This window comes from Clostridium subterminale (assembly GCF_039521425.1).
In the GTDB taxonomy this organism is placed as follows: Bacteria; Bacillota; Clostridia; order Clostridiales; family Clostridiaceae; genus Clostridium_J; species Clostridium_J subterminale.
The window spans coordinates 965,045-983,751 of the sequence record NZ_BAAACI010000001.1; the positions used below are offsets into that span (position 1 = coordinate 965,045).

At 30.7% G+C, this 18,707-nt stretch carries 17 protein-coding genes and 1 riboswitch; all 17 genes read right to left on the minus strand.

What is annotated here, in order from left to right; all coding sequences use genetic code 11:
- Positions 1 to 3: 3 nt before the first annotated feature.
- Complete coding sequence (priA, locus tag ABDZ93_RS04945; protein WP_343824539.1) at positions 4 to 2,199, minus strand: primosomal protein N'; 2,196 nt, start codon at positions 2,197 to 2,199, stop codon at positions 4 to 6.
- A gap of 120 nt (positions 2,200 to 2,319) precedes the next feature.
- Positions 2,320 to 3,507, minus strand: coding sequence for a bifunctional phosphopantothenoylcysteine decarboxylase/phosphopantothenate--cysteine ligase CoaBC (gene coaBC, locus ABDZ93_RS04950; protein WP_343824173.1), 1,188 nt, complete (start codon positions 3,505 to 3,507; stop codon positions 2,320 to 2,322).
- Positions 3,500 to 3,790 (minus strand): DNA-directed RNA polymerase subunit omega, encoded by a 291-nt coding sequence (gene rpoZ / locus ABDZ93_RS04955; protein ID WP_343824174.1) that lies wholly within the window; start codon positions 3,788 to 3,790, stop codon positions 3,500 to 3,502. The genes coaBC and rpoZ overlap by 8 nt, the downstream gene beginning before the upstream one ends.
- Positions 3,791 to 3,795: 5 nt before the next feature.
- Positions 3,796 to 4,395, minus strand: coding sequence for a guanylate kinase (gmk, locus tag ABDZ93_RS04960; protein WP_343824176.1), 600 nt, complete (start codon positions 4,393 to 4,395; stop codon positions 3,796 to 3,798).
- Position 4,396: 1 nt separating this feature from the next.
- Positions 4,397 to 4,669 (minus strand): extracellular matrix/biofilm regulator RemA, encoded by a 273-nt coding sequence (gene remA, locus ABDZ93_RS04965; RefSeq protein WP_035132703.1) that lies wholly within the window; start codon positions 4,667 to 4,669, stop codon positions 4,397 to 4,399.
- 16 nt (positions 4,670 to 4,685) lie between these two features.
- On the minus strand, positions 4,686 to 5,564 hold the full coding sequence (locus tag ABDZ93_RS04970) for a YicC/YloC family endoribonuclease (protein ID WP_343824178.1): 879 nt from the start codon (positions 5,562 to 5,564) through the stop codon (positions 4,686 to 4,688).
- A gap of 268 nt (positions 5,565 to 5,832) precedes the next feature.
- Complete coding sequence (locus ABDZ93_RS04975) at positions 5,833 to 7,224, minus strand: NCS2 family permease (RefSeq protein WP_343824180.1); 1,392 nt, start codon at positions 7,222 to 7,224, stop codon at positions 5,833 to 5,835.
- 72 nt (positions 7,225 to 7,296) lie between these two features.
- Positions 7,297 to 7,396: riboswitch (purine riboswitch) on the minus strand.
- 85 nt (positions 7,397 to 7,481) lie between these two features.
- Positions 7,482 to 8,465, minus strand: coding sequence for an asparaginase (locus tag ABDZ93_RS04980; protein WP_343824182.1), 984 nt, complete (start codon positions 8,463 to 8,465; stop codon positions 7,482 to 7,484).
- A 257-nt stretch (positions 8,466 to 8,722) separates the two neighbouring features.
- A complete protein-coding gene (gene spoIVA / locus ABDZ93_RS04985) occupies positions 8,723 to 10,201 on the minus strand; it encodes a stage IV sporulation protein A (protein ID WP_343824184.1) in 1,479 nt (492 codons plus the stop codon).
- A gap of 139 nt (positions 10,202 to 10,340) precedes the next feature.
- Positions 10,341 to 11,285 (minus strand): M15 family metallopeptidase, encoded by a 945-nt coding sequence (locus ABDZ93_RS04990; RefSeq protein ID WP_343824186.1) that lies wholly within the window; start codon positions 11,283 to 11,285, stop codon positions 10,341 to 10,343.
- Positions 11,286 to 11,419: 134 nt separating this feature from the next.
- A complete protein-coding gene (locus ABDZ93_RS04995; RefSeq protein ID WP_343824188.1) occupies positions 11,420 to 12,424 on the minus strand; it encodes an NAD(P)H-dependent glycerol-3-phosphate dehydrogenase in 1,005 nt (334 codons plus the stop codon).
- A gap of 138 nt (positions 12,425 to 12,562) precedes the next feature.
- Complete coding sequence (der, locus tag ABDZ93_RS05000) at positions 12,563 to 13,882, minus strand: ribosome biogenesis GTPase Der (RefSeq protein WP_343824190.1); 1,320 nt, start codon at positions 13,880 to 13,882, stop codon at positions 12,563 to 12,565.
- A 1-nt stretch (position 13,883) separates the two neighbouring features.
- Entirely contained in the window at positions 13,884 to 15,218 is a 1,335-nt protein-coding gene (locus ABDZ93_RS05005; protein ID WP_343824192.1) for a DUF512 domain-containing protein, read from the minus strand.
- A gap of 197 nt (positions 15,219 to 15,415) precedes the next feature.
- Positions 15,416 to 16,069, minus strand: a complete 654-nt coding sequence (phoU, locus tag ABDZ93_RS05010; protein WP_343824194.1) for a phosphate signaling complex protein PhoU — start codon at positions 16,067 to 16,069, stop codon at positions 15,416 to 15,418.
- Between the two features lie 60 nt (positions 16,070 to 16,129).
- Positions 16,130 to 16,879, minus strand: a complete 750-nt coding sequence (gene pstB / locus ABDZ93_RS05015) for a phosphate ABC transporter ATP-binding protein PstB (protein ID WP_343824196.1) — start codon at positions 16,877 to 16,879, stop codon at positions 16,130 to 16,132.
- Positions 16,880 to 16,908: 29 nt separating this feature from the next.
- Positions 16,909 to 17,733, minus strand: a complete 825-nt coding sequence (gene pstA, locus ABDZ93_RS05020) for a phosphate ABC transporter permease PstA (RefSeq protein ID WP_343824198.1) — start codon at positions 17,731 to 17,733, stop codon at positions 16,909 to 16,911.
- A 1-nt stretch (position 17,734) separates the two neighbouring features.
- Positions 17,735 to 18,643 (minus strand): phosphate ABC transporter permease subunit PstC, encoded by a 909-nt coding sequence (pstC, locus tag ABDZ93_RS05025; protein WP_343824200.1) that lies wholly within the window; start codon positions 18,641 to 18,643, stop codon positions 17,735 to 17,737.
- Positions 18,644 to 18,707: the final 64 nt, after the last annotated feature.

An 18,707-nucleotide genomic window follows, 5' to 3' on the forward strand; every position in this document is an offset into this window, starting at 1 on the left:
CCCTTACAGTAAACTATTTGGATTTATATCAATACTAATCCTTATATTTTTATAATTTATCTGTTCATAGACTAAGTTTTTAATATCCATGGCATAATTATCATCAAATTCACCTTTAATTATAATTTGCCATCTATACAAACTTTTTATTTTGGAAACCCCACAAGGGCACGGTCCTAATAACTCAATTTTATCACTTTCATAGTTTTTTATCCTTACTTTATTCGCTAAATTTTGTATACATTTTATTAAATTTTCCTCGTTTTCGCTACTTAAATTTACACACAAAATTTTAGAAAAGGGTGGATAGTCCCTTAGCTTTCTTATAACTATTTCTTCTTCATAAAAACTTTTATAATCATTTCCAGTAGCATAAACTATACTATAATTATCTGGATTATAAGTCTGCAGTATTACTTTTCCAGCCTTATTTCCTCTACCTGCTCTTCCAGCTACTTGAGTTACTAATTGAAAAGTTTTTTCTGCTGCTCTATAGTCTGGTAAATTTAAAGATAAATCTGCAGCTATTATTCCTACTAGGGTTACCTCTTTAAAATCCAGGCCCTTAGCAATCATTTGCGTACCAATTAATACATTATATCTCTTTGCTGAAAAATCTCTATAAATTTTTTCATAAGAATCTTTTCCTCTTGTAGTATCAAAATCCATTCTGAGAGGTTTACTATCTAAAAAGGTCTTTCTAACACTATGTTCTACTTGCTCTGTACCTACGCCAAAATATTTCACATATTTACTTTTACATTTAGGACAAGTTTTTAAGGCTCTTTGCTTTGCTCCACAGTAGTGACAAGTTAAATTGTTATCATTATGATAGGTAAGAGAAATATCACAATTATCACACTTGAATACATAACCACACTCTCTGCAAGATACAAAAGTAGAATATCCTCTTCTATTTAAGAACATTATAGCTTGCTCTTTTTTTCCTAAACACTCTGACATCTCTTCATAAAGCTTTCTACTAAACATAGATTTATTTCCTTCTTTTAGCTCTTCCCTCATATCTACTATCTCTATAGTTGGCAGACTAGCTCCATCAGCTCTCTCATTTAAAGTAATTATATCATATTCACCTTCCGTAGCCTTATAATAAGTTTCAACTGAAGGTGTCGCAGATCCCAGTACCACTTTACAGCCTTCAATTTCAGCTTTAAAACTAGCTACATCTCTTGCATGATACTTTGGATCGCTATCTGATTTATAACTGGTTTCATGTTCCTCATCTATAACAATAAGTCCTAAATTAGAAAAAGGAAGAAAAATTGCAGATCTAGCACCTATGGCTACTTTAACATTTCCCGTTTTAACTCTCATCCATTCATCAAATCTCTCACCTATAGATAATCTACTATGGAATATAGCTATATCTCTACCAAACCTCCCTTTAAACCTTTCAACCATTTGAGGCGTTAGGGCTATCTCCGGAATTAATATTATAGAATCTTTATTGCTTTTTATCATCTCTTTTACTAAGGTCATATATATCTCGGTCTTTCCACTACCAGTTATACCATGAATAAGAAATTTATCACTGCTCCCATGCGATAATATAGTATCAACACACCTTTGTTGGATTGGATTTAATATTTTTTCCTCATATCTTCTATATGTATTTTCATTATACCTATTAACTATAGTTTTCTTAATATATAAGAATCCATGCTTAATTAACGTGTTAATCCTATATAAAGAAAAGTCAAATTCACTAGTAAGTTCTGCTTTATTATAAATTCCATTACTTTCTTTTATAAAATTTATAATGTTTATATATTCTTCTTTATTATATTTCTCTGTTAATGGTCTCCCAATAATTATACTATTTTTAGTTTTAAAGGTTGTTCCTTTTGTTATTCCACTGGGAATCATAACTTTTATACATTCCAAATAAGTACATAAATACTTTTTTCTCATAATTTCAATAAGACGTATATTATCCTCCGTAAGAAATTCCATACTGTCATCTATATCAACAATTTCTTTCAACTTAGTATTATCATCTATATCATAAAATATATCAACTATAAATCCATATATTTTCTTATTTCCATTTCCAAAGGGAACTGTAACCATTCTGCCTTTTTTAACCTTACCATATAAGCTTTCTGGCACTTTATATGTAAATATTTTATCTACTTTTACAGCTTCATTATTTACAATAATCCCTAGATACATTTTTATGCCCCCCTCTAGAGGTATATACCTCCATTCTAAATTAACTATTAACTATATTTTATTTTTAAAATTCATCAGATATATTATGTAAATAAATAATAAAAAAAGCGACTTAGTCGCTCTTTTTTATTTATTGTTTAAAATCATATTAAAAAGCTCATATCCAACTAATCTTTTACTCATATTTTCAAGAGATATTTCCTTTCCATCTCTATTTATAATGGTAACCCTGTTAGTATCACTTCCAAAGCCTGCATTACTTTCAGTTATATCATTAGCTACAATATAATCAAGATTTTTCTTTTTTAGCTTTATGTGAGCATTTTCTATTACATCATTGCTCTCAGCTGCAAATCCAACTAAAATTTGATGTTTTTTTAGGGTTCCTAATTCCTTTAGAATATCGTTATCTCTTACTAATTCTATATTTAAATTACCTGGTCCCTTTTTTATCTTCTTATCTGAATAAGTATTCGGTTTGTAATCACTTACTGCTGCAGATTTAACTACAATATCACTGGTATCAAATTCTGCTTTAACTGCATTTAACATCTCTTCATTAGTTTCTACTTTTATAATTTTAACTCCTATGGGTGCTTTTATACTGGTAGGCCCACTGACAAGAACCACTTCTGCTCCTCTATCTCTAGCCTCTTCAGCAATAGCATATCCCATCTTACCAGTAGACCTATTAGTTAAAAACCTTACTGGATCTAAGTTAGCTCTAGTAGGCCCTGCTGTTACTAGCACTTTTTTACCTAATAAGTCCTTCGGTTCATGAAGATGTGATAAAATTACTTCTGCAATTTCTTCTGTATCAGCAAGTTTCCCATCTCCCACATCTCCACAAGCTAATCGCCCACTACTAGGATTTATAAACTCATATCCATAGCTTATCAGTTTTTTTATATTTTCTTGAACTATAGGATTATTATACATATTAGTATTCATGGCTGGAGCAAAGATTACCTTTGCATTAGTAGCCATAATAGTAGTTGACAACATATCATCAGCTATGCCATTTGCTACTTTACCTATAATGTTTGCTGTAGCCGGAACTACTACTAGTACATCTGCTTTTTTAGCTAAAGATATATGCTGAATTTCAAAAGCCCTCGGTTCATCAAACATATTCTTAATTACTGCATTTTGACTTAATGATTGAAAACTTAATGGAGTAACAAACTCACAAGCAGACTTTGTCATAATAACATCCACATTTATGTCTTTCTTTTTCAATCTGCTTATAACATCTAGAGCCTTATAGACTGCAACTCCACCGGTTACTCCAACAACTACATTTTTCTTACGCATCTAAATTTGAGCCTTCTTCCGCCTCTTCATTTACCAGTTCTAGTTCTTGAACATTAGTAAACTTATCATCTGCCTCTCTAATTTCTATTACTCCTTGTTTAACTTCATTAATAGCAATAGTTAATGGCTTAGCTCCTACTCCTTGTACTTTTGGCTCTTCACCGTCAATTATTTTTCTTGCTCTTCTTGAAGTAGATACTACTAATGAATATCTGTTATCCACTTTTTCTAATAGCTCTACAATAGATGGATTAATCATTGAATTGCTTTTTGAATTACTCATATTTTTTAGAACCTCCCTAATAGCTCATCTTTTATTTTAAAAACTCTACATTTTTCTGCAATTATTATACTTTCAATTTTTTTAACTGCATCTTCAACCTTATCATTTACAACGGCATAGTCATATTTAGATGCAAAGCTTATTTCATCATAAGCACACTCCATTCTAGTCTTTAATGACTCTGGAGTTTCACTTCCTCTATTTGTTATTCTATTTCTAAGTTCTTCCATCGATGGAGGCATAATAAATATAAATATTCCTTTAGGATATGAAGATTTAATCTTTAATGCACCCTGGATATCTATTTCTAATATTACATCTTTACCTTCTTCTAACATCTTTAAAACCTCAGACTTAGGTGTTCCGTAAAAATTCCCATAAACCTCTGCATATTCTAGAAAATCTTCTTTATCGATCCTTTTTAAAAATTCTTCTCTATCTATAAAGAAATAATTTACTCCTTCTACTTCACCTTCTCTTGGTTTACGTGTAGTGCAAGATGTAGAAATCCATATTGGATTTTTTTCAATTAGCGCCTTACATACAGTCCCTTTGCCTGCTCCTGATGGGCCAGATATAACTAATAATTGTCCTTTACTTCCCATATTAATCCTCTACCTCGTCTATAGCATCATCTCCCTTAGAGGATAATCTATGTGCTACTGTTTCAGGCTGAACAGCAGATAGTATTACATGGTCGCTATCAGTTATTATAACTGCCCTAGTTCTTCTTCCATAGGTAGCATCTATAAGCATACCTCTATCCCTAGCCTCTTGAATTATTCTTTTTATAGGCGCTGATTCTGGACTAACAATAGCTACTAATCTATTTGCTGAAACAATATTTCCAAATCCAATATTTATAAGTTTTATACCCATTCCCTACCTCCTAAATTTATTCTATGTTTTGAACCTGTTCTCTAATTTTTTCTATATCACTTTTTATATCAAGTGCTATATTAGTTAAATCCAGGTCGTTAACTTTAGACGCAATTGTATTTGCTTCTCTGTTCATTTCTTGAACAATGAAGTCTAATTTTCTACCTATTGGCTCTCCTAGTTTAAAAGTCTTGATAACTTGCGCTACATGGCTTTTAAGTCTAACAATTTCTTCATCAACACAGGTTTTATCCGCTTGAAGAACTACTTCCATGATAATACGATTTTCATCAATATTTTTTTCTGTTAAAATTTCTTCCACTTTCTTTAGAAGTCTTGCTCTGTACTCCTCTGTAACTTCAGGCACCCTTTTATTAATTATATCAACATTACTTGAAATACATTCACATCTCTTTGTAATATCTATCAAAAGTTTTTCACCTTCTTGTTCCCTCATGGATACAAGATTATGTACTGCCTCTTCCACTGCTGGTAATAATATCTTCCATGTATTTTCTAAATCTTCTTCCTTTTGTTCTAATTTTAGAACCTCTGGAAACCTTGCTAAGGTTGTAGCAGAAATATCATCTCTTAAATCATATTTATCCCTTAAATTATGTAATACTTCCACATAATTCTCAGCTAAACTCTCATTTATCACTACAGCCATATCCTCGTTAGCTCCTTGATTTTGAGTAATAAATATATCTACCTTACCCCTTTTAATCTTGTCATTCACATATTTTCTTATACCATCTTCTAAAGATATTAAAGTTCTTGGCATTCTAACATTAAGTTCAAAGTACCTGTGATTTACTGTCTTTATTTCCACAATAAAACTAGATGCTTTGCCCTCTGATGTACCTCTTCCAAATCCAGTCATGCTTTTTATCATATACAACGCACCCTTCTAGACCTTCTTAAATTCTTTATTTATTATACATAAAGTATGTGGCTTATTTCAACCCATAAACAAAAGAATTTTAAAGAAAAATGAAATATTCTTTAGAAAACCTTAGAAAAACCCCTTTATTTTACTTATACATTAAAATAAAGAATCTGTGAACTTGCAAGTTCACAGATTCTTTATTTATTTAATCATATATTTTCATTCTAAGTTATAAAAATATAACGTACAAACTAGATAACATAAATACTTTATATTATAGTGCTGTAATTATAATATTTAGTAAAAACAGAACTGCTGAAACATACATTATTGGATGAACGTCTTTAGCTTTTCCAGTAGATATTTTAGCTACACAGTAAAATATAAATCCTACCGCTATACCAGTTGATATACTATAAGCTAACGGCATAAATATTGCAATAAAAAATGCAGGCATAGCTTCTGTGAAATCAGACCAGTTTATTTTACCGAAAGATTCCATCATTAATATTCCAACAACTATTAAAGCTGGTGCAGTAGCTGCTCCTGGAACCATCCCCATTAATGGTGACAGGAAAATTGATAGTAAAAATAACACACCTACTGTAACAGAAGTCAACCCTGTTCTACCACCGGCACCAATTCCTGCTGCACTTTCTACATAGGTTGTAGTGTTACTTGTTCCTAATAATGCACCAATAGATGTAGCAGTTGCATCCGCAAATAAAGCTCTTTCTAATTTAGATGATCTATTATTTCCTTGATTAAATAACTTTTCATCATTTTCATCAAATATACCTGCTTTTCTTCCAGTTCCTAAAAAAGTCCCTATAGTATCAAATGTATCAGAGATAGAAAAAGCAAATATAGTAGTAATTACAAAGAAAATTTTAGATGGATCACTAAATAATCCTGCAAAATCTAACTTAAAAAATGTTGGTGCTAAACTTGGTATTGATAATCCTATTGTTGAAAAATCAGGAACTTGAGTAACTCCAGTAAATATACCAATAATCGTAGTTCCTATAATTCCTATAAGAATAGAACCTTTAACCTTAAGTAACATTAAAATAATTGTTATTACCAATCCTATTAGAGCTAGTTGCGCAATTGGATCTGTAAAATTTGTTAATGATGGTAATATATCAAAATATTTAATTGATGCATCTGTTGCAAACACTTGGTTAACAGCATCTCCTGTAAAGTTTAAGAAATGTGATTGTTTAATTCCAATATAAGCTATAAATAATCCAATTCCTCCTGATATAGCATACTGTAGTGATAGCGGTATTGCATTAATTATCATTTTTCTAACTTTAGTTACTGTAATTAAAATATTAATTATTCCACATATAAATACCATAGCAAGAGCTTGTTGCCATGTAAAACCTAACCCTAAAACAACAGTAAAAGTAAAGAAAGCATTTAACCCCATGCCTGGTGCTTGAGCAAAAGGAACATTAGCAACAAACCCCATAATAAAAGTTCCTATAGCCGCTGCAAGTATTGTTGCTAAAAATACAGCACCTTTATCCATTCCTGTAATAGATAATATTTGTGGATTTACGAATAAAATATACGCCATAGTTAAAAAAGTAGTAATTCCAGCTGTTATTTCAGTCTTGACATCAGTTCCATTTTCCTTTAGCTTAAAAAATTTTTCCATAAAGCTTGTCCTCCTATAAATATATATTATTGCAAAAAAATAGCCACCGGATAAGAATTCCAGTGACAGCTTTTTTAACATAGGAATTCTCATAGTCGGATTTTATCGGTATCCGGTAGAAACATCTAATCCATCGTATTAGACCTATATGAAAATTAGTGGTTATTTCTTTTTACATGATTATATTATCAACTTTCTTTACCTATGTCAATGATTTTCCGTATATTTATTTTATTTTTATTTATATTGTTCGTGTATTAATAATGTCCTTTTTCAAATATGTCTCTTATTTCATCTAAATTTCTTGTTTTACCAAGAGCTAAAATCATCTTTATTCTGGCCTTTTGCCCTGGCATACTATCTCCAAATATTACTCCCATATTTCTTAACTGTTTTCCTCCCCCTTCATAGCCATAACTATCTAGAACTCTCCCTTTATAGCATCTAGAAACTATTACTACTGCCACACCTTTATTTATAGCTTTTCCTACAGAGTCAGCCATTAATGGTGGAATATTACCTCTCCCCATGGCTTCTATTACTAATCCCTTAGCTCCTTGACTAATACAATAATCTATAAGGGTTCCATCCATTCCTGCACATGACTTAATAAGCTGAACATTATTTTCTATTACATCAGTATTTATATATTCCTTTGTAGTGCTTTCTCTATAAAACCTTACTTCATTACTGTCAACAATACCTATAGGTCCAAATTCTGGACTTTGAAAAGTGTTAAGGTGCATAGAGTGTGACTTTGTAACCTCACTGGCACAATTTAGCTCATTGTTTAAACATACAATTACTCCACGATTTCTTGATTCTTTAGATGTAGCCGTACAAATTGATGCTGCTAAATTAGCAGGTCCATCGTATCCAAGCTCAGAACTATTTCTCATAGAACCTGTAACTACTACTGGTTTTTCACTATTTATAGTGAGCTGTAAAAAGTATGCTGTTTCCTCTAGGGTATCTGTTCCATGGGTAACTACTATACCATCTACATCTTCTCTTTCTAAAAAATTCTTAACATAATTTGATAATTCTAGCATTATATCTGGAGTCATATGCGGACTTGGAAGACTAGAAAATGTATATGATTCTACTTCGGCATAAGATTCAATACCTGTTACCATGGACATTATTTCTTCACCTGTTAAATTAGGTACTGCTGCTTTTATTTTCTCATCAACCTTCATAGATATAGTTCCGCCATTAAATATTACTACAACTTTACTCATGCTTTATGTACCTCCTAAATATTTTTTATTTACAATCCCAAATAAAAGATCATTACACTTAAATTCAATTTTAATTATATATCTTTCTCAAGTGTATTGTAAATATGCCCTATATATTATAAATATTCTCAATAAAATCTTTTACATCGTTAAATATATTGCAATGATGGTAATTGTGCAATAAAAAATATAGTTTTGAAATTAATATTAATTTCAAAACTATATTTTTGAATTTGAAGAAAAAGCTTTATTATTCATTAGATAATTATGCAGATAAGTCCACCATTTCCCTCATTAATAATTTTTTGAAGTGTTTTCTGAAGTTTAATTTGAACATCCTCAGGCATTTTGTAAAGTTTATTTTGAAGCCCTTCTTTAACTAGTTCTTCTAAAGACTTGCCAAACATGTTACTTTGCCAAATTTGCGATGGATCATTTTCAAATTGCTCCAGAATTGATTTATAGAACTCTTCACTTTGCTTTTCACTACCCATTATTGGTTGAATTTCCGTTTCAATATCAGCTTTAATTAAATGCAGTGATGGAGCTGAAGCTTTTAGTTTAACTCCATATTGATTGCCCTTTTTAACAATTTCAGGCTCTTCTAACTTCATTTCAGTAAGTTGTGGTGCAACTAGACCATAACCAGTTTCATTAACCTCCTTCAACGCTTCCTCAACCTTATCATATTCTATTTTAGCCTTATAGAAATTCTCCATAATGTTTAATAAATCATTTTCATTTTTTATATCAGTATTACAAATCTCTCCAAGAATTTTATAGAATAATTCATGTTTTGGATTAATATCCACACAGGAAGTACCTTCTCCCATATTCATTTCTTTAACTTTTATGTCTGATAAGAATTCAATTCCCTTAAAGGCATCAAGGCATCTCTTAACATCTCTAACTTTATAGATATCTTTACACATGGCTTTTAGAATAGTCATTATGTTTACCTTTAACCAATGAGATGAATTTAAACTCTCCATCCACTGAGGCATATCAATATTTATTTCTTTTATTGGGAACTCTCTTAATACTGTATCAAATATTTCTGTAATTTCCTTATTTCCTATATTCATTACATCCATAATTTTTACAGGTACATCATACTTTTCTTCTAGTTCCCTTTGTAGTTCTTTGCTCTCCTCTGAATTAGGATTTACAGTGTTTAGAATGATTATAAATGGCTTATTTATCTCTTTAAGCTCCTTTATAACTCTCTCCTCAGCATCTACATAATCCTCTCTATCTAAGCCTGTAATACTTCCGTCTGTAGTTACAACTATGCCTATTGTAGAGTGATCCGTTATTACCTTCTTAGTTCCTATTTCTGCTGCTTGCTCAAATGGAATTTCATAATCATGCCATGGAGTAGAAACCATTTTAGGGGCATCAGCCTCTGTATAGCCTAATGCATTCTTTACTATATATCCAACACAGTCAACCATTCTAACTTTAAATTTTACTCCATCCTCAAACTGAATTTCTACAGCCTCGTTAGGAACAAATTTAGGTTCTGTAGTATGAATAGATTTTCCCGATCCACTCTGTGGCAATTCATCTTTTGCTCTGTCCTTCTTATGAGGATTTTCTATGTTCGGTATAACCATTAGTTCCATGAACTTTTTAATAAAAGTAGATTTACCTGTTCTAACTGGTCCTACTACCCCTACATATATATCCCCTTGAGTTCTTTCTGCTATATCTTTATATATATCAAAATTTTCCAAGGCTACCCTCCCGCAACTACATATTAACATTATATATATATTGATATAAAATTAATATTATGCCTTAATAAAATAAAAAAAGTTCTCCTTTTTATTTTAAAAGGAAAACTTTTAATACTTGATACGGTTTTAAATTAAACTATTCACTTTTAGCATAATCAAGTAATTCTTCTAAGGTTAGGCCCTTATCGTGACAAAGTTTACTGATAGTTTTATTTCCAACATATCTATAATGCCATGGCTCATATTTATATCCAGTTATATCTTCTTTAGTCTTGGTATATCTTAAGATAAACCCATACTTATACGCATTTTCTAAAGCCCAAGCACCCTCTTTTGTATTTTCAAAGGATTGGTTTAATTCAAAAGACATATCACTGCTGGTAATATCAATGGCTAATCCAAGTTGATGTTCGCTTTCACCAGGCTTTGCAACATATTCACTATGCTTACTATCTTTATTTTGAATCTCTTCATTGTAAATATATACCTGAGACTCATATCCCCTAAATCCATTACTTAAAAATAAATTCATCCCCTCTGCTTGAGCATCATAAAACATCTGCTCTAAATCCTTAACCATAGCCGCACTAACTAAGTTTTTTTCATTGCTTCTTTCAGATACTAAGTTGATATTAGGAATAACTAAATTCTCTGGCATATAATCCTTAGAAAGTAGATTCCCTTTATTTACCAATGTGTATAACCCTGTTGTATCACTATTAATAATCTCTTTTATTTCATCTATCTCTTCTTTTGTTAAGGTAGAGCTAACCATAGAATCACTTAAATCAGGTGCTTCTTCTAAATTGCCATATTCATTGCCACTACTACCCCTAGAGGGTGTTGTTTTTCCTGAATTATAATTAGAAGTTTCACTCTCATAATCATTGTTTAATATATTAGCTACATTAAGGATTTTTGAATCTTCCTTTAATACAAGTCCAATCATTATACCCACTAAAAATAATAAACCTATAATTATTGTAGTTCCCTTATTAAACCCTGATTTCTTTTTATAGAAAATATCCTGCTTTTTATAAAATGCATTTTTTCTCTTTTGATAGCTTTTATTATTCAACATACGTTTTTGTTAGCCTCCTACCTTTATTTTCAATATTTCATTGAAAATAAACTTGATTCTCATTTATCTAATTTATATTATTATATCAAATATTAATCTATTCTCAAAATAAAATATTTAAATTAAATAAATGTTTATAATTTAATGCTTTCATCTTTATATTTTCTTCCCATTAATTCCATTACGCACTCTTTAGCATTCTTACCATTAAAAAGAAGTTCATACAACGCAGTGGTTATTGGCATATCTACACCTGTTTTAGACTTTAATTCGTAAAAGGCTTTAACAGCCTCAATTCCCTCTATGACCATGCCTATCTCTTTTATAGCTTCTTCCATTGTCTTTCCACTTCCAATTAAAATTCCCGCTCTTCTATTTCTACTATGCATACTTGTACAAGTAACTATTAAGTCACCCATTCCTGTAAGCCCATAGAATGTCTCTGCTTTTCCTGAAAGCTTAGTTCCAACCCTTATTATTTCACTCATTCCTCTTGTCATTAAAGCTGCCTTTGTATTATCTCCATATCCAATACCATCTGAAATACCAGCAGCAAGAGCAATTATATTTTTAAACGCTCCACCTATTTCAACTCCAATTAGGTCATTATTCGTATAAACTCTAAATGTATTATTACTGAATATATCTTGGATTTTTTTTGCAGCTTCCATATCCTTTGACGCTACAGTTACTGTAGTAGGTATATCCCTTGCTACTTCTTCTGCATGACTAGGACCTGATAGAACTACTATAGGATGATCCTTTATTTCATCTTCAATTATTTCTGACATTCTTTTTAATGTATGATTTTCTATTCCCTTAGCTACAGTTACAATTATTTCATCACCTTTAAGAAAAGGTTCTATTTTTTTCGAAATTTCTCTAATAGCCTTTGAAGGTACTGCAAGAACTATTATGTTACTATTCTTTATAGTTTCTTCAAGATCACCATAGGCAGTAACTTTTTCTGGTATGGTAATTCCCTTAAGATACTTTGTATTTTCTCTTTCTATATTAATATCATTAACTGTGTTTTCACTATGGCACCATACAGAACATTCTAATCCTTTCTTAGAAAGTAATATAGCTAAAGCGGTACCAAAACTTCCTCCTCCTATAAATGAAATCTTATTCACCATATCCCTGCTTTCTTAAATTATATATTTAATTCTATAAAATAATGAGAATAAATATTATATTATTTATTCTCATTATTTATATTAATTCCTTCATAATTTACTGAAAATACATTTGCAACAGAGAATAAAAATATTTTACTAATCTTCTTTTCTCTTTCTAAATATAATTTTTATTCCAGTACCTTTAAAATCAAAACTTTCCCTTAGCTTATTTTCTAAATATCTCTCATAAGAGAAATGTAATAAGGCCGGGTCATTTACAAAAAATATAAATGTAGGCGGTTTTATATCAACTTGAGTTACATAGTAAATCTTAAGTCTTCTTAATGCCACTACTGGTGGTTCATTCATAAGTACAGCCTTACTTACCACATCATTTAATACTCCTGTAGCTATCCTCTTAGTATAATTATTGTAGCACTCTTTAGCTACATTTAAAACTTTGTTTACCCTTTGACCTGTTAAAGCAGATATAAACAGATAATTAGCATACGGCATAAAAGATAATCCTCTACCGATTCTAGTTTTATAATCATTCATAGTCTTATCATCTTTTTCAATCAAATCCCATTTATTAACTATTACAACTATAGCCTTATTAAGTTCATGGGCATATCCTATAATCTTTTCATCTTGATCACTTAGCTCTTCTGTAGCATCAAGAATCAATATACACACATCTGCTCTCTCTATGGCTGTAAGAGTTCTTATAACACTATATCTTTCTATCTCTTCCTTAATCTTACTTTTTCTTCTCAATCCTGCAGTATCTATTAATATAAATTTACCCTCTTCAGTTTCTAATTTACTATCAATAGCATCCCTTGTAGTACCTGGAATATTACTTACTATATTTCTATTTTCACCTAACAACTTATTTATAAGTGATGACTTTCCAACATTAGGCTTACCGACCATGGCAATTTTTATGTAATCTTCATCTTCTTCACTACTTCCTAACTCATCAAAATGAGCTACAACTTCATCTAGCATATCTCCAAGCCCTAGCGCTTGAGTAGCTGAGATAGTTACCGGATTACCTATACCTAAGTTATAAAACTCATAAGCATTATCTTCTAATTCTCTTCTATCAATTTTATTTACTACTAATGTTATTGGTTTTCCTGATTTTCTAAGCATCTGTGCTACTTCATAATCTGATGGATGAAGACCGGCTTTACCATCTACTATAAATATAATTACATCTGCAGTTTCTATAGCAATATTTGCTTGCCTTCTCATTTGAACCATTATGATATCTTCATTTTCTGGCTCAATCCCACCAGTATCAATAATTGTAAAGTTATGTCTTAGCCATTCAGCCTCAGCATAAATTCTATCCCTTGTAACTCCTGGTGTATCTTCTACTATAGCTATTCTCTTTCCTGCTAGTTTATTAAAAAGTGTAGACTTTCCTACATTTGGTCTTCCAACAATAGCAACTACTGGTTTTCCCATATTAATCCTCCCTTAAATGTTCATTTATTATAGTTATTAAATCATCTCCTGTGAAATCACAAATAATAACTTTTCTATTTAGTTCTCTAGATAAATCTTCCACAGTATAATCATCTAATAGTATGGCTTCATCTGAATTAGAAAGTTCATATCCTTTTCTAAGTACGTTATCAGGTATTATTATATAATCGCCAACTTCTCTTTCTTTAAGTGTGTTTATTATATCTATTCCTGTTAAAAGCCCTGTTACTGTAATAGTTTCTCCAAAAAACTTATTTGGTATCTTCTCTACATTAATATTTATCTTATTATTTAACCTTTGAATTTTATCTTTTATATGTACTATTTCAGGATAAACTAAAGCCCCTGTTACAAAGGTAAAAGATCCCACTCCATCTTTCTTTAAATCTGAAAGTGTAGTATCTATGGTATCTTTTAATAGAGTTACCATTCCTACACCATCTTCGATTTGATCAAATCCTTGGTAATGCTCAGAGTCTGGTAATGATTCCCCTGATACTATATAAAATTCATCTGACAATCTAACAAAGGGTGTTCCACTTTCTTTATAGTACTTTTCTTGTAGCACTTTAACTAAATTAATTTGTTCTAAAGAAGTTTCTTGTGTAAATAAATTTAACTTCCTTAATCCTTCTCTATGCTTAGTTATTCCTAATGGTACCACTGCTACACTATTAACATTAGGATAAAGACTATATAAATCTTCTATAGTGCTAACCAATTCTTCTCCATCATTAATTCCTGGACAGCAAACAATTTGGGTGTTCATCTTTATTCCCGCTGCTGCTAACCTCTTAAGTATATCATATATTTTACCTGCAAATCTATTGTTGAGCATTCTAACTCTAAGTTCTGGATTTGTAGTATGTACAGATACATTTATTGGACTTATCTTATATTTTATTATCCTCTCTATATCCTCTTCTTTCATATTAGTTAAAGTTAAAAAATTTCCTTGTAGAAAGGATAATCTAGAGTCATCATCTTTAAAATATAAAGTTTCCCTCATTCCTTTAGGCAACTGGTCTATAAAACAAAAAACACAGTCATTATGACATGTCATAGGTTTATCAATAATTCCTTCTCTAAATACTATCCCTAAATCTTCATCATAATCCTTCTCTATTTCAATTTCCCAAATCTCTCCATCTTTCTTCTCTACTTCCAAAAGTAGTACCTCATCAGTAATAAGAAATTTATAATCTATTATATCTTTAACATAATTTTCATTTATCCTTAAAAGTCTATCTCCAACTTCAATATCTACTTCCTCTGCAATGGAACCTGGGATAACCTTACTTATTTCATTTTTCATACTTGTATCTCCTTCATTAATATAGCATGATTATACCACTATTATGTTATATTATCTTAATTATATTCCCTAGTCAATGCACCTCATTAAGATTACCTCAAAGCTTCCTATTTTTCAACAAAAATCTAACTTTATTTTTAATCAAATAAAAAAGCTGACTATACATAGCCAACTTATAATTCGAAGGTGGATTTCGATTAATTTAATTTTAGTTTTTCTCCTGACTCTAAATATATAGTCCATTCACAAATATTAGTAGTATGGTCCGCCATACGTTCTAAGAACTTACATACAAACAAAAATTGACTAGCCTGATTTATTGTAGTTTGATCATTTCTCATTATTACAAGTAATTCAGCAAATATACTCTTAAATAGTATATCTACCTCATCATCCTTTTTACTTACTTCATATGCTCTACTTATATCTCTATTTATATATACCTCTAAAGAATCTTTAATCATTTTCTCCACAATTTTAGCCATTTTAGGTATATCTATAAGTTCCTTAATATAAGTTTCTCCTATAAGTTTTTTAGCTATCTTAGCTATATCTACAGCATGATCTCCCATTCTTTCTAAATCTGTTATGATTTTGGTAGTTATAAATATTCTTCTTAAATCACCAGCTAATGGTTGTTCTGTAGCCATTAGTTTTACACATTTATCTTCTATTTCTTCTTCAAACTTATCTATGACATCGTCTTTTTCAATTACTTTTTCTGCTAAGTCTTTATCCTGATCCTTTAATGCATTAATACTATCCTCTATCTGTTTAACCACAGCTTCACCCATAGCCATTAAATCTTCATGAAGCTGTTGTAATTTTAGATCAAAACTATTTCTTGTCATCTTCTTCACCTACACTTTATAAATTTTAACTTTTAATTACCACATAATTCCATTCTTTTACTAACCAAATCTTCCTGTTATATAATCTTCTGTTCTCTTATCCTTTGGTATATGAAACATTTCTTCTGTCTTTCCATACTCAATAATTTCTCCATTTAGGAAGAAGGCGGTTTTATCTGATATACGTCCAGCTTGTTGCATATTATGAGTTACTATTACTATTGTATATTTTTCTTTAAGTACATCCATAAGTTCCTCTACCTTAGAAGTTGATATTGGGTCTAGGGCAGAAGTTGGTTCGTCCATTAGTATAACCTCTGGTTCAACAGCTATAGTCCTGGCAATACATAATCTTTGTTGTTGACCTCCCGACAATCCCATAGCACTTTTTTTCAATCTATCCTTTACCTCTTTCCAAAGAGCTGCTCCTTGAAGAGATTTTTCTACAATTTCGTCTAGCTTCTTTTTATCCTTTATTCCATGAATTCTAGGTCCATAGGCAATATTATCGTAGATAGACATTGGAAATGGATTTGGTTTTTGAAATACCATTCCTATTCTTTTTCTTAGCTCTATTTCATTTAACTCTTTATATATATTTTTATCTTCAAAAAGAACTTGCCCTTCTATTTTCACATCATCAATTAAATCATTCATTCTATTTAACGTTCTAAGAAAGGTTGATTTTCCACATCCTGATGGTCCTATTAAAGCTGTAACACTATTCTTATCAATTTCTATATTTATATTTTTAAGAGCATGATTTGTTCCATAGAACAAGTTAAGATCTTTTACAGAAATTATTGACATATTATTTCCCCCTAGTTATATTCTAGTAATTAAAATTTTTCCTTATTTATTGTTTTAGTAATTCCCTTAGCTATTAAACTTAGAGCTAATATTATAAATATCAATATTACTCCAATTGCAGATGCAAGTTCTATATTACCCGCTTCCTTAGTAACTAGATAAGCATGAACAGTAAGAGTTCTACCACTAGATAAAAGATTTTTTGGCATAGAAGCCACAGTTCCAGCTGTTAAAAGAATTGCTGCTGACTCTCCTATAATTCTTCCAATGGATAATATTACTCCTGATAAAACTCCTGGCATCGCACTAGGAACTATTATTTTGTATAGTACTTCAAATTTAGTTGAACCTAAAGCTACTGCACCCTCTCTATAACTTTGAGGAACTGTCTTTAAGGCTTCTTCTGTGGTTCTTATAATTACAGGTAGTACAATAATAGCTAATGTTAACGAACCTGATAAAATTGAAAATTGTAATTTGAGAGTAGATACAAAAAATACTGTTCCAAATAACCCATATATTATGGATGGTATACCTGCAAGACTTTCTGTTGCGAACCTAATTAATTTAACTCCTCTTCCTTGCTTTGCATACTCTTGTAGATATATAGCTCCACAAATACCTATGGGAATTGATATCAATAATGATACTATTACTGTGAGTAAAGTAGTAACAATCATCGGAAATATGCCACCACCATTTGTAGGAGAATAATCTCCAAAAATGAAGTTAAAATCTATAAGCTTAAATCCTTTTTTAAATATATATCCGACTATAGTTGCAATAATTAGAACTGTAATAGCTGCAGATAACCATAGAATAAATTTTAGCATATTATCTTTTACTTTTCTCATATTAATTACCTGCCTTTTCTGCTATTTTGGCTATTACAAAATTTAATAGTAAAATAAAGGAAAATAGAATTACTCCCGTTGCAAAAAGCATTTCTTGATGAGTTCCAAAGGCATATCCCATTTCCAAAGCTATATTTGTTGTAAGGGGTCTTACACTATCTGTTATATTAGTTGGTATTATAGGGCTATTCCCAGCAACCAGGATAACTGCCATAGTTTCTCCTATAGCTCTTCCCATTCCTAAGACTATAGCTGTTAAAATTCCAGACTTAGCCGCGGGTAAAATCACCTTAAATATAGTTTCAATTTGAGATGCCCCTAAGGCTAAAGATGCCTCTTTGTATTGTTTGGGCACTGATCTAATAGCTGTTTCTGCCACTGAAATTATAGTTGGTAGCATCATTACTGAAAGTACTATTATAATTGCAAGCAAACTTTGACCTTTAGGAAGAGCTAATTTACTTTGAATAGCTGGTACTATTACTCCAAGGGCAAAAACTCCAAATAATACAGAAGGAATTCCTGCTAATAACTCCACTCCCTGAGACATTATCTTTGCTACTGATTTAGGTGCTATTTCCACAATAAAAATAGATGCTAATATTCCTATAGGTACCCCTATTACAAGGGAACCTAATGTTCCATATATAGAAGCAATGATCATAGGAAGAATTCCATACTTATCTGAACTTGGTATCCACTCTGTTCCTAGTAAAAATTCTCTAAAGGAATACCCTTTAGATATGAATGGTGTTAACCCCTTATAGAACACAAAACCTATTATTAAGATTAAACTTATTACTGCTACTAAAGCACATACTTTAAAAATATTCTCTGATATACTATCAATGATATATTTTATACCCTTTGGTTTTTGTAGTTTTTCCGTATTAACTGATTTTACTGACATATATTTGACCTCCAATTTAAATTCAATAGACCTTTAATATAAATTTTATCTCAAAGGTCTATAT

Bases quoted from the DNA above. Each gene is read 5' to 3' on its own strand.
- phoU (WP_343824194.1), bottom strand. From the start codon at position 16,069: ATGACAAGAAATAGTTTTGATCTAAAATTACAACAGCTTCATGAAGAT.
- coaBC (WP_343824173.1), bottom strand. From the start codon at position 3,507: ATGCGTAAGAAAAATGTAGTTGTTGGAGTAACCGGTGGAGTTGCAGTC.
- ABDZ93_RS04995 (WP_343824188.1), bottom strand. From the start codon at position 12,424: ATGGTGAATAAGATTTCATTTATAGGAGGAGGAAGTTTTGGTACCGCT.
- pstA (WP_343824198.1), bottom strand. From the start codon at position 17,733: ATGAGAAAAGTAAAAGATAATATGCTAAAATTTATTCTATGGTTATCT.
- ABDZ93_RS04980 (WP_343824182.1), bottom strand. From the start codon at position 8,465: ATGAGTAAAGTTGTAGTAATATTTAATGGCGGAACTATATCTATGAAG.
- ABDZ93_RS04990 (WP_343824186.1), bottom strand. From the start codon at position 11,285: ATGTTGAATAATAAAAGCTATCAAAAGAGAAAAAATGCATTTTATAAA.
- rpoZ (WP_343824174.1), bottom strand. From the start codon at position 3,790: ATGAGTAATTCAAAAAGCAATTCAATGATTAATCCATCTATTGTAGAG.
- ABDZ93_RS05005 (WP_343824192.1), bottom strand. From the start codon at position 15,218: ATGAAAAATGAAATAAGTAAGGTTATCCCAGGTTCCATTGCAGAGGAA.
- ABDZ93_RS04970 (WP_343824178.1), bottom strand. From the start codon at position 5,564: ATGATAAAAAGCATGACTGGATTTGGAAGAGGTACATCAGAGGGCAAA.
- ABDZ93_RS04975 (WP_343824180.1), bottom strand. From the start codon at position 7,224: ATGGAAAAATTTTTTAAGCTAAAGGAAAATGGAACTGATGTCAAGACT.
- remA (WP_035132703.1), bottom strand. From the start codon at position 4,669: ATGGGTATAAAACTTATAAATATTGGATTTGGAAATATTGTTTCAGCA.
- pstC (WP_343824200.1), bottom strand. From the start codon at position 18,643: ATGTCAGTAAAATCAGTTAATACGGAAAAACTACAAAAACCAAAGGGT.
- pstB (WP_343824196.1), bottom strand. From the start codon at position 16,879: ATGTCAATAATTTCTGTAAAAGATCTTAACTTGTTCTATGGAACAAAT.
- gmk (WP_343824176.1), bottom strand. From the start codon at position 4,395: ATGGGAAGTAAAGGACAATTATTAGTTATATCTGGCCCATCAGGAGCA.
- der (WP_343824190.1), bottom strand. From the start codon at position 13,882: ATGGGAAAACCAGTAGTTGCTATTGTTGGAAGACCAAATGTAGGAAAG.